Below are 10,701 nucleotides of genomic sequence, written 5' to 3' on the forward strand. Positions count from 1 at the left end.
CCTCCTGTGCTCAGTGCCGCGGGAGGATCACACCGCTCATGTACTGGTTGAGATCGCGAAAGTCCTGGACGCTCCAGGCGTGCGGCGGGATCTTCACGCCGTTCTCCTGCAGAGTGCGGGGAATCAGGTTGCCGTTGGGGCGGAGAATCACCGACGAGACGATGACGCCCGGGTAGTCCGCGAGCCGTTGCTTGAACGCGGCCGTGGTCAGGTCGGGAGTCGGTGGGTCGCTCTTGTGGGCCAGGGGCCCGGTGCCCTTGATGTCCGCTCCGTGGCACACGGCGCACCTCTGCTGGTAGAGCTTCTTCCCGTTGGTGATATCGGCGAGGCAAAGCATTGGCTGGGCGAGTGAGAGGGCACCCAGTAAAGCGATAAGCGGCAGTTTGATTTTCATACGGCCTTGTACGAACCAGACATTGATCGAGGAGGTGCCCCGGCGCTGCTCCTGCAACGCGCGCGTCGACCGAAAGCTCGACCGGCACGCCGCCATGGTCCCACAGGCAGCCGCTCTAGCGTCAGGGTTTTCGCATCATGACGGGCGCAGATGTGATGGGGTTCAGCGGGGTGCCAAGGGCTCCCTACTCGCCCACCTGGGCTTCCATGCGCTGCCGCGTGCCTTCGTCCAGCTGCTCGCGAATGGCCGCAAACAGCGGCTCGCCGCTGGTGTAGCGGCGCCCGTAGCCGAGGTTGAAGGCGTAGTCGAAGTCCGCCGGGTTGGCGCCCTGGGTGTGCTGCAGCAGGGTCTCCAGCTTGTCCAGCGCCTTGACCGCCAGCGCCTCGGGGGACGCGGCGTTCTCGTAGTCGTCCCACAGCGCGAGGATCTCGTCGCGCAGCTCGGCATCGAGGGTACGGGTCAGGGTCAGCAGGTCCTCGCGTTCCTGGGCGCCCTTGTCGGGATGGCCGCCCTGTTCGATGGCGGGGATGTCGCCGTGGATGGCTTCGCCCAGGTCGTGGACCACGCACATCTTCAGCACCCGCAGCAGATCGAGCCCGGCCAGTTCATCGGCGAAGGTGATGGCCATCAGGCACAGGCGCCAGCTGTGTTCGGCGGTGCTTTCCGCACGCCCGCTGGAGGTATGGGCGCTGCGCAGTACGTCCTTGAGGCGCTCCGCCTCGCGGAGGAAGTCGAGCCGTCCCTTGATCCTGTCGATGTTCATCTCTCACCCGCGAATATGGCCGTCGGGGCGCAGGGGGCGCCCTCGCAGTCGCACAGCCTAGGCGCGGGGGCGATGCCGCGTCCACGCATGGATTATGCGTGGGCGACTGGGGCTCAGAGGGTTTCCACCAGGCGCGCGGCGGTGCCGTCGGAGAGGGTCATGCGCGTCCAGCGGCACAGGCCCTGGCGGATCGGCACGATGGCGGATTCGTTGCTGCCGCTGCCGAACTCCAGCGCCGGCGGCATCAGCACGTCGCGCCAGCCCAGCGCGTCCAGCGCGGCCTCCTTGCGCACGATCTCCGGCGTCGCGTAGCGCCACAGCGAGCGCCCCATCAGCTCGGAGAGGGGCACGCTGAACTCGGCGGCGCGCAGGGCGGAGCAGGCCAGCAGGCGATGGCTGAGGTCGCAGACCAGGTGCACCGCGCGCGGGCTGTCGCCCACCAGCCGCGCCAGGGCCTGGTCGGCCGCCGCCTCCAGCCGGGCGGCCAGCATCTGCTCCACCCGCGCCCGCTCGGCGGGCTCCATCTCCTGCACGCCGCTCTCCCAACGCGAGATGGTCGATTGCGCCACGCCGAACAGCTGCGCGGCGTGGGCCTGCTTGACCCGGTGCAGCAGGCGCCAACGGCGCAGCGCGATGCCGAGTGAGGCCGGTTTCGGGAGGCTGTCGTTCATGGTGCGGGCCCATGGAAGTCCGAGGAAGGAGATCGGAATTTTGCAGCCTCGCGGGGAGCGCAGCCAGGAAATCCTGCATTCCCCGACGTTGAACCAGGTGCTTCGGCGGCACCGCTGGTGGATGAAAAGAGCGTCATCCCCCCTACGCTCCAGGCGGCCCCGTGGTTTGGGTTGCGCCCGGTCCCGCAGGTTGGCGCCCAGCACAGCGAAGCCCAACAGGGCGATACCCGGCCTCGCAGGCTGGATGAGAAACGGCAAGCGCCGCGCCAGCACTTGATGCGAGCGCCACTTTTCTGCTGGGATGCCCGCCTCCCCTCACTCAACCCAGGAGGCCTTCCATGGCGTCATACCAGCAGTTGTTCGAGATCGGCCAGGGCTTCGCCGACTTCCTCCGCAGCGGCCTGCCCGGCGAGCGGGACGCCGCCAACGTCGTGGTGCAGAAGCTGGCGACACCGGGCAGCATCGGCCCGGCGGCGCTCGCGCGGCTGCAGCGCCTGGAGCGGCGCTACCACCTGCTGGTGGCCGGCGAGATGTGGTGCCCGGACTGCCAGATCAACGTCGCCGTGCTCGATTTCATCTGCCGCACCCAGCCGCTGGTCGACCTGGCGGTGATCACCAAGGGCCGCGCCGAGGACGATCTCAAGGCCCGCCTCGGCCTGGACAAGGTCTCGATCCCGCTGGTGGTGGTGCTCGACGCCGCGTTCGAGCCGGTGGGCCTGTTCGTCGAACGCCCGCAGGCGGTGATCGGCGCAGGTGAGGCGGTGCTGCGCGACTACAAGGCCGGCCAGTACCTGGAGGCCACGGTCGAGGACCTGCTGGCGCTGCTCGAAGCCGCCGAGAACCGCCCCCTCTGACCCTTCCGGCCCGGGCGCCGGCCGGCTCAGGCGCCGAAGGCCTGGCGCAGCAGCTCCGGCAGCCGCTCGCCGGCCTTGCCCGCCAGGGCGAACTCGCGCTCGGCCTGCACCGCCACCGGCTGGGTATTGAGGTGCAGCACCGTGGCCCCCGCCGCGAGCGCCAGCCGGGGAATGCGCGCGGCAGGCTCCACCACGCCGGAGGTGCCGATGGACAGCAGCAGGTCGCAGTCCTGGGCCGCCGCGAACGCCGCACGCAGCACATCGGCCGGCAGCTGCTCGCCGAACCACACCACGCCCGGGCGCAGCTTGCCGTTGCAGCGGGTGCAGCGCGGCGGCTCCACCCGGCGCCCTGCATCGGGCTCGTCCGGCACGGGGATCTCCAGCGCCGGCCGCGTACAGGCGAAGCAACGCAGCGCATCGAGGCGGCCGTGCAGGTGCAGCACCGCCTGGCTGCCGGCGCGCTCGTGCAGGTCGTCGACGTTCTGGGTGATCAGCGTGAGCCGTGGCACCCGCTCGGCGAGTTCGGCGATGGCCCGGTGCCCGGCGTTGGGCTGGGCGCGATGCACGGCGGTGCGTCGCCACTCGTACCATCCCCAGACCAGCGCCGGATCGCGGCGAAAGCCTTCGGCGCTGGCCAGCTCGCCGGGCTCGAAACGCTCCCACAGGCCGGTCAGCCGGTCACGGAAGGTGGGAATGCCGCTCTCGGCGGAGATGCCGGCGCCGGTGAAGACGACGAGGTGCCTGGCCTTGGCCAGCAGGGTCGGGTCGAAGGTCATCGAGGGCTCCAGGGCGCGACGGCGGGATGGCCACCCTGCCAGCATCGGCACGGCCGGGCAATCACCCTCCGCGATGCGACGAACGATCACCCGCTGCTGTGCGCCAGTGGGCGTTTTTATCGCCCCGCGCAGTGGCCAATCGGCCCGCCATGACCGATATTGCATGCTGGTTCCGATGGACACTGACATGGACGCTAACTCCTTCCCCGCAGCCCCCGGCTTCATGAGCCGGCGGGTGCGCGGCCACGATTGGGCACGGACGCCCCTGGGCCCCATCAGCGGCTGGCCGACCAGCCTGCGGGTGGCAGTCGAAATGATGCTCGCCTCGCAGTTTCCCAACTGCCTGTTCTGGGGCCCCGCACGCATCACCCTGTACAACGACGCCTTCAGGCCCATCCTCGGCGCCAAGCCCGAAGCCCTGGGCCGCCCCTTCGACGATGTGTGGCGGGAGGCCTGGCCCAGCATCGGCCCCATCGCCGACCGCGCCTTCGCCGGGGAGGCCACCTTCATCCAGGACTTCCCCCTGGAGATCGACCGCAACGGGCGCAGCGAACGCTGCCACTTCACCTTCTGCTACAGCCCGGTGCGCGATGAGGCCGGCCAGGTGGTCGGCGTGCTCGACACGGTGATCGAGACCACCGCCGAGCGCCTCGCCCAGCAACAGCTGCGCCAGCTCACCAACTCCCTGGAGCGCCAGGTGGCCGAGCGCACCCGCGACCGCAACCGCCTGTGGAACCTGTCGCCGGACGTGATGCTGATCACCCGCCTGGACATGGTCATCACCGCCGCCAACCCGGCCCTGGAACCGGTACTGGGCTGGACCGAGAAGGAACTGGTGGGCACCAGCTACCTCGACCTGGTGCACAGCGAGGACCTCAACCGTGCCTGGGGCGCCTCCCACAGCCTGATGCAGGGCGAATCCCTGCGCGACTTCCAGTGCCGCATGCGCCACAAGGACGGCAGCTACCGCTGGATCAACTGGTCCTCCAGCCCCGGCGAGGGGCATATCTGCGCCATCGGCCGCGACATCACCCAGGAACGCGAGCGCGCCGAGACCCTGCACCAGACCGAGGAACTGCTGCGCCAGAGCCAGAAGATGGAAGCCGTGGGCCAGCTCACCGGCGGCCTCGCCCATGACTTCAACAACCTGCTGGCGGGCATCAGCGGCAGCCTGGAGCTGCTCAAGCTGCGCATCACCCAGGGCCGCACCGCCGACCTGGACCGCTACATCTCCACCGCGCGCACCGCTGCCGAACGCGCCGCCACCCTCACCCATCGCCTGCTGGCCTTCTCCCGCCGCCAGGCCCTCGACCCCAAGCCCACCAGCGTCAACCGCCTGGTGGCCGGCATGCAGGAACTGATCAGCCGCACCATGGGCCCGATGATTGAGGTGGAGGTACTCAGCGGCCCCGAACTGTGGACGGTGCTGGTCGACCCCAACCAGCTGGAAAGTGCCCTGCTCAACATCTGCATCAACGCCCGCGACGCCATGCCCGATGGCGGCACGCTGAGCATCGGCACCTGCAACCAGCGCCTGGACGGGGCACGCGCCGATGAATGCGGCCTGCCACCGGGCGAGTACATGACCCTGTACGTCACCGACACCGGCACCGGCATGGCGGACGACGTGATCGCCCGGGTCTTCGACCCCTTCTTCACCACCAAGCCCTCCGGGCAGGGCACCGGCCTCGGCCTGTCGATGGTCTACGGCTTCGCCAAGCAGTCCGGCGGCAGCGTGCAGGTCGCCTCGCGGCTCGGCCAGGGCACCAGCCTCTCCATCCACCTGCCGCGTCACCACGGCGAGGAGCGCCTCGAACGCGCTGCCCAGCCGGAAGCCGCGCCCCGCGCCGAACGCCAGGCCACCGTGCTGGTGGTGGACGACGAGGCACCGCTGCGCATGCTCATCGGCGAAGTGCTGCGTGACCTGGGCTACAAGGTGCTGGAGGCGGTGGACGGTGCATGCGGGCTGGCGCTGCTCGAAGGCGAGCAGCGCATCGACCTGCTGCTGGCCGATGTCGGCCTGCCGGGCGGCATGAATGGCCAGGAGATGGCTCGGATCGCCAGGCGCCTGCGCCCGGACCTGCGCGTGCTGTTCATCACCGGCTACGCGCAGAACAGCCTGTTCGACAACGAGCAGCTGGAGTCGGGCATGGAGGTGCTGTCCAAGCCCTTCGCCATCGAGTCCCTCGCCTCACGGGTCAGGGGGCTGCTGCAGAAGCCGGTGCTGCCCCGCCGCCACGACCAGCCGGCCGACCCGTCCGCCCGGACCGGCTGAACTCAGCGGGTCAGCGGCAGGGCCAGGCCTGCGGCGCCGAACAGCGCGCCGCAGCAGCGGTTGAAGCCCTTGCCGCTGCGTGCCAGCCACGGCCGCACACGGTGGGCCAGGCGCGCCAGCAGGTACTCCACCAGCGCCTCGATTCCCACGAAGGTCAGGGTCATCACCAGGAACTGCAGCCACAGCGGCTTGCCCGGGTCGAGGAACTGCGAAAGGAAGGCGCCGAAGAACAGGATCACCTTGGGGTTCGAGACCGCCGACAGCATCCCCTGGCGGAACAGGCTGGCGCCGCTGCGGCGCCCGGCTTCACCGGCGGTCGAGATTTGCACCGGCGGCGAACGCCAGAGCTGGATGCCGAGCCAGATCAGGTACAGGCCGCCGGCGATCTTCAGCACCGTCAGCGCCTCGGCCGACGCCTTGAGCAACGCGCCGATGCCGAACATCGACAGCGCCATGATCAGCACGAATCCCAGTGCGCCCCCGGCAATGGTGAACAGCGCCCGACGGTGCCCGTGCAAGGCCCCGTGGGACAGCGCCAGCAAGGCATTCGGCCCGGGCGTGAGGGAAAGCCCGAGAACGGCCAGCAGGTAGATCAGCCAGGTGTGCAGTGCCATGGGGTCGGCCATCGAAGCGGGAAGAGGCGGCCAGTCTAACGAGCCGGCAACCCCCTTGAAATCCCCCTACCCGTCATTCCCGTAGGAGCGAATTCATTCGCGATGCAATACCCGGCCACTCGCCGCCACGTGCCGGCTGCAAGTCCTTCGCGGCTGAAGCCGCTCCCACGGGAGACACCAGCGACGCCGTGCCGTTGTAGGGCGCTGACCGGTGTGTAGGGTGGATGGCGCTCTTTTCATCCACCAAGCGACCTTCCAGCCCATACGCATGCCACGCCTCGTGGGAGCGAATTCATTCGCGATGGGATATCCGACCACACTCAGCCATATGCCGACTGCAAGTCCTTCGCGGCCGAAGCCGCTCCCACAAAGAGCGCCCGCAGCGAGACCGGACAGGGTTGTGTCGGGCCTCGCTGCGCTCGGCGCCAACCTGCGGCATGTGCCGTTGGGGGTCGGGGGCACCCCATCAATGCTGGTAACGCTTGCGCAAGTCCGCCTCCATGCTCGCGTAGCGCCCGCTCTTGTGCAGGGCCTGGAGGCCTGTTTCGAAGGCCTTGGCCATGCGCGCGCCGTCGGGGTGGGCCTTGGAGAACGCCACCCAGAAGCCATCGGTCTGCAGCACCCCCGTGAGCTTCACCTTGCCGCGCAGGTCGGGGTCCTGCTCGATGCGCATGTAGCCGGGCATGGTGTTGAGCAGGATGTAGTCCAGGCGCCCGGCCACCAGCATCTGCAGCAGCTGGCTGTCGGAGTTGGCGCTGTGGCGGCGGATGGCCGGGTCCTCCATGAAGGAGGTCGGGTAGGTGTAGCCGTTGGTGATGCCCACCAGCTTGCCGGCCAGGTCCTTGGCGCCCATCCCGGTGTGCGGATCATCGGCGCGGCCGAAGATCGCCAGGCCCTCCTCGAACAGTGGCGTCGGGTGCCAGATGTACTGGTCGCGATTGGCCTCGGTGATGGTCACGTCGAAGCAGCCCACCGCCCGCGTGCCCTGGGCGTAGAACAGGCAACGGGAAAAGGGCACGGTGAGAAAGTCCACCTCCACGCCCTGGGTGGCGAAGGCCTCGCGCACCAGGTCGACGGCGAAGCCCTGCGGCGAAGTGCCGTCCTGGCCGATCACCGAATAGGGTGCCCAGTCGTCCTCGGCGGCGATGGTCACGCGTTCGGCGCAGGCGAGCCCCGGCAGCAGCCAGGCCAGCAGCACCGCGACAGCTGTCGACTTCATCGAGATCCCTCCGGATGGCAGATGCGTTTCAGGCCGGCTCGGCGGACTCCAGCCGGCGTGGCAACCAGAGCAGGAAATGCACCCCGGCACCTTCTTCGGAGTGGAATTCCAGGCGCCCCTGGAGCTTGCGGGTAACCAGGTTGTAGACGATGTTCAGGCCCAGCCCCGTGCCCCCCGTGCCACGGCGGGTGGTGAAGAAGGGCTCGAAGATCCGCTCGTGCAACGCCGCCGGTACGCCGCAGCCATTGTCGCGGTAGTCCAGCTCCACGCCCTCCCCCTGGCTGCGTATGCGCAGCGTGATGCGTGCCTCGGGGGTATCGGCGAAAGCATGGCGCACGCTGTTGATGATCAGGTTGGCCACCACCTGGGTCAGCACCCCCGGCAGGCTGCGCATGTGCAGGCCGCTCTCGCAGTCCAGTTCCACGGTCACCGGCACCTTGCGCGTCTCCGGGTGCAGGCTGGCGATCAGCGCCTCCAGCGCCTGCTGCACCTCGAACTCGCAACGCGCCTCGGACACCTGGTCCACGGCCGTCTGCTTGAAGTCGCTGATCAGCTTGGCCGCACGCGCGATGTTGCTGGCCAGCATGGCGTTGCTGTCCTGGGCCAGCTCCAGCAGCGCCTGGAAGCTGTCGCTGGTCAGGGTCTGCGCCTGGAACTGCGTGCGCAGGTCCGCCAGCGCCTCGGACAACACCGAGGAGGCGGTCACCGCGATGCCCAGGGGTGTGTTCACCTCGTGGGCCACCCCGGCCACCAGCCCGCCCAGGGCCGCCAGCTTCTCCGACTCGATCAGTTGCCGCTGCGCCGCCTGCAACTGCTGCACGCTGCGCGACAGCTCGCGGGTGCGCTCGGCGACCGTGGATTCGAGCTGCTCGGAATGGAACTGCAAGCGCCCCTCGGCCTCGCGCACCTGGCGCAGGTTGTCGCCGAGGGCCTGCAGGTGCTGGTTGGTCGAGCGCACCAGCACGCCGATCTCGTTGTCGGCGTGGCCGGGGGGCTCCTGCAGGCGGGTGTTCTCCGGGTCGTCGATGTCCACCCGGGCAATGGACAGGATCAGGCTGCGCAGCGGCCGGGTCACCCGCAGGTAGAACACCAGCAGCAGGATGGCGGAGATCGCCAGCGCATAGAACAGGCTGCTCAGCAGGGTGACCCAGGCACGGTCGAGGAAGTCGTGCCCGTAGCGGTAGGTGTCCACCTCCACCTGCAGGGTGCCCAGCTCCTCACGCTGGCCGGCGCCGGGCAGGTCCGCCTGCAACGGCCAGGCGTAGTGACGGGTGGCGCCGAACAGCAGGTCATTGAGGCGTCGCCCGCCCTGCTCGCCCAGCTCGCGGCTGTGCTCGGCAAAGACCCGCCCCTCGGGCAGGAGGATGCGCGCCGAGGCCAGCGCCGGCTGCTTGAGCATGCCGCTGAGCAGGTCGCCGGCGGTGCGCGGGTCGAGGCTGAAGACCACCGCAGTGACCGGCTCGCGGACCAGGCTGAACAGCGCCTGCATGTCCTCCTCCGGCTGTTCGCGGGCGCGGTAGTAGTCGAGGCTGACCTGCACCACGCTGATGGCCAGCCCGAGCAGGCAGGCGCACAGGAGGTTGATGCGGACCAGGCTGGAGGACAGGCTGCGACCGATGCGCGCCGGTGCCGCATTCATGGATGCGGCTCGTCCGGGTAGCGCTCGCGAATGGCCAGGAACTCGTCGTGATGGGCCACCAGCAGGTCGACCAGGTGCGGGTCGAAATGGGCACCCCGCTCGGAACGGACCAGCTCCAGCACCTGTTCCGACGTCCAGGGCTCCTTGTAGCTGCGCCGCGAACCCAACGCATCGAACACATCCGCCAGGGCGACGATGCGCCCGCACAGGGGGATCGCGTCGCCGACCAGCCCCCCCGGGTAGCCGCGGCCGTCCCAGCGCTCGTGGTGGCTGCCGGCGATCAACGCGCCGACACGCATCAGCTCGCGGCGCGAGCGTTGGAGGATGGCCACGCCGTAGTCGACGTGCTTCTTCATCAGCGCCCACTCCTCGTCGTCGAGCTTGCCGGGCTTGTGCAGGATGGCATCGGGGATCGCCACCTTGCCGATGTCATGCAGGGGCGATGCGTGCTGGATGAGCTGCACCTCGCGCTCGGGCAGGCCGTGCAGGCGCGCCAGCAGCTCGCTGAACAGCGCCACGCGCTGCACATGGGCGCCGGTCTCCTTGCTGCGGGCCTCCACGGCGTTGGCCAGGGTGTAGACCAGCTCCTTGGAGGTGGCCTGCAGGTCCTCCATCAGGTGGATGTTCTCGAAGGTGATCGCCACGCTGCGCACGTAGATTTCCAGCAGTTGCCGGTCCAGCGTGCTGAGCGGCTCGATGTGGGTGACGTAGAGCAGGCTGGCGACGCCCCGGTCGTTGCGCCGGAACAGCACGTAGGCGTCGTCGAAATGCTGCGAGGCGCCCTGCGCCAGCACCTGGTCGAAGCGGCGGGCCACCTCGGCCGGGAGGTTCTCCAGCGCCGCATTCGTCTCGTAGTGGACGAACTCGCCGGTGGCCGCCAGGGTGCGGGTCTGCGGCTCGTGGTCGTCGGTGCGGATCAGGCAGTAGAGCGCGGACTCCCCCAGGCACAGCAGCGAGGTCAGCTGCTCCAGCACCGTGGAGGAGAACAGCTTGAGCGTGGCGGCGCTCTGCACCTGGGCGCAGGCCTCCAGCACGTTGCTCAGGCCCTTGCGCTGGGCGTCGATCACCCCCAGGTCACGGTAGGCGCGGAGCATGGAATACAGCAGGGTGCGCAGCTTCTGCGTGGTGAGCTCGGTCTTCTCCTTGTAGTCGTCCACCTCGTACTCGCGGATCACCTGGTCCTCCGGCGCCTGCCCGGCCTGGCCGGTGCGCAGCACCAGGCGCGTCATGCGGTTGCCACAGGCCTCGCGCAGGTAGCGCACCAGGTCCAGCCCGGCGTGCTCGGACTCCATCACCACGTCCACCAGGGCCAGGGCGATGTCGTCGCGCTGGCGGAAGATCGCCTGCGCCTGTGCCGCCGAATAGGCCGAAAGCAGCTCCAGCGGCCGCTGCTGGAACTCGAAGCCGCGCAAGGCCAGGCGCGTCACGGCGTGGACCTCCGGGTCGTCGTCGACCACCAGCACGCACCAGGGCGGCACGGGCCGGCTGGCGGGGGA

Annotated in this window: 10 protein-coding genes; 2 read left to right on the top strand and 8 right to left on the bottom strand. The window is 69.2% G+C overall.

All coding sequences use genetic code 11. The features are described from left to right. Positions 1-10: 10 nt before the first annotated feature. The 3 genes from DMX10_RS13850 to DMX10_RS13860 form a co-directional block, all read right to left on the bottom strand. Positions 11-394, bottom strand: coding sequence for a c-type cytochrome (locus tag DMX10_RS13850; RefSeq protein WP_371921693.1), 384 nt, complete (start codon positions 392-394; stop codon positions 11-13). A 184-nt stretch (positions 395-578) separates the two neighbouring features. Continuing rightward, a complete protein-coding gene (locus DMX10_RS13855; protein WP_111261605.1) occupies positions 579-1,157 on the bottom strand; it encodes an HD family hydrolase in 579 nt (192 codons plus the stop codon). 113 nt (positions 1,158-1,270) lie between these two features. After that, complete coding sequence (locus tag DMX10_RS13860) at positions 1,271-1,828, bottom strand: helix-turn-helix transcriptional regulator (protein ID WP_111261606.1); 558 nt, start codon at positions 1,826-1,828, stop codon at positions 1,271-1,273. A gap of 338 nt (positions 1,829-2,166) precedes the next feature. Here DMX10_RS13860 and DMX10_RS13865 point away from each other — a divergent pair, with 338 nt between their 5' ends. Next, positions 2,167-2,682: a thioredoxin family protein gene (locus DMX10_RS13865; protein ID WP_111261607.1), complete on the top strand. Its 516-nt coding sequence runs from the start codon at positions 2,167-2,169 to the stop codon at positions 2,680-2,682. A gap of 26 nt (positions 2,683-2,708) precedes the next feature. Here DMX10_RS13865 and DMX10_RS13870 read toward each other — a convergent pair whose 3' ends face one another. Continuing rightward, positions 2,709-3,458, bottom strand: a complete 750-nt coding sequence (locus DMX10_RS13870; RefSeq protein WP_111261608.1) for an NAD-dependent deacylase — start codon at positions 3,456-3,458, stop codon at positions 2,709-2,711. A 163-nt stretch (positions 3,459-3,621) separates the two neighbouring features. Between DMX10_RS13870 and DMX10_RS13875 the strand changes: the two genes are divergently transcribed. Further along, on the top strand, positions 3,622-5,733 hold the full coding sequence (locus DMX10_RS13875; RefSeq protein WP_371921694.1) for an ATP-binding protein: 2,112 nt from the start codon (positions 3,622-3,624) through the stop codon (positions 5,731-5,733). 2 nt (positions 5,734-5,735) lie between these two features. Here DMX10_RS13875 and DMX10_RS13880 read toward each other — a convergent pair whose 3' ends face one another. The 4 genes from DMX10_RS13880 to DMX10_RS13895 form a co-directional block, all read right to left on the bottom strand. Next, positions 5,736-6,347, bottom strand: coding sequence for a LysE family translocator (locus DMX10_RS13880; RefSeq protein ID WP_111261609.1), 612 nt, complete (start codon positions 6,345-6,347; stop codon positions 5,736-5,738). Positions 6,348-6,813: 466 nt separating this feature from the next. Continuing rightward, the gene (locus DMX10_RS13885; protein ID WP_111261610.1) at positions 6,814-7,566 is read right to left on the bottom strand and encodes an ABC transporter substrate-binding protein; all 753 of its coding nucleotides are present in this window, start codon (positions 7,564-7,566) and stop codon (positions 6,814-6,816) included. Positions 7,567-7,594: 28 nt separating this feature from the next. Then, a complete protein-coding gene (locus DMX10_RS32795) occupies positions 7,595-9,205 on the bottom strand; it encodes an ATP-binding protein (protein ID WP_158545604.1) in 1,611 nt (536 codons plus the stop codon). Further along, on the bottom strand, positions 9,202-10,701 hold a 1,500-nt coding region (locus DMX10_RS13895; RefSeq protein WP_218281319.1), incomplete at its 5' end, for a DUF3369 domain-containing protein. The genes DMX10_RS13895 and DMX10_RS32795, both read right to left, overlap by 4 nt.

Source organism: Pseudomonas sp. 57B-090624, assembly GCF_003234055.1.
Classification (GTDB): Bacteria; Pseudomonadota; Gammaproteobacteria; order Pseudomonadales; family Pseudomonadaceae; genus Metapseudomonas; species Metapseudomonas tohonis.

What these genes read in the sequence shown, in the direction of transcription:
- DMX10_RS13850 (WP_371921693.1), bottom strand. Translation starts at nt 394, where the DNA reads ATGAAAATCAAACTGCCGCTTATCGCTTTACTGGGTGCCCTCTCACTC.
- DMX10_RS13855 (WP_111261605.1), bottom strand. Translation starts at nt 1,157, where the DNA reads ATGAACATCGACAGGATCAAGGGACGGCTCGACTTCCTCCGCGAGGCG.
- DMX10_RS13860 (WP_111261606.1), bottom strand. Translation starts at nt 1,828, where the DNA reads ATGAACGACAGCCTCCCGAAACCGGCCTCACTCGGCATCGCGCTGCGC.
- DMX10_RS13865 (WP_111261607.1), top strand. Translation starts at nt 2,167, where the DNA reads ATGGCGTCATACCAGCAGTTGTTCGAGATCGGCCAGGGCTTCGCCGAC.
- DMX10_RS13870 (WP_111261608.1), bottom strand. Translation starts at nt 3,458, where the DNA reads ATGACCTTCGACCCGACCCTGCTGGCCAAGGCCAGGCACCTCGTCGTC.
- DMX10_RS13875 (WP_371921694.1), top strand. Translation starts at nt 3,622, where the DNA reads ATGCTGGTTCCGATGGACACTGACATGGACGCTAACTCCTTCCCCGCA.
- DMX10_RS13880 (WP_111261609.1), bottom strand. Translation starts at nt 6,347, where the DNA reads ATGGCACTGCACACCTGGCTGATCTACCTGCTGGCCGTTCTCGGGCTT.
- DMX10_RS13885 (WP_111261610.1), bottom strand. Translation starts at nt 7,566, where the DNA reads ATGAAGTCGACAGCTGTCGCGGTGCTGCTGGCCTGGCTGCTGCCGGGG.
- DMX10_RS32795 (WP_158545604.1), bottom strand. Translation starts at nt 9,205, where the DNA reads ATGAATGCGGCACCGGCGCGCATCGGTCGCAGCCTGTCCTCCAGCCTG.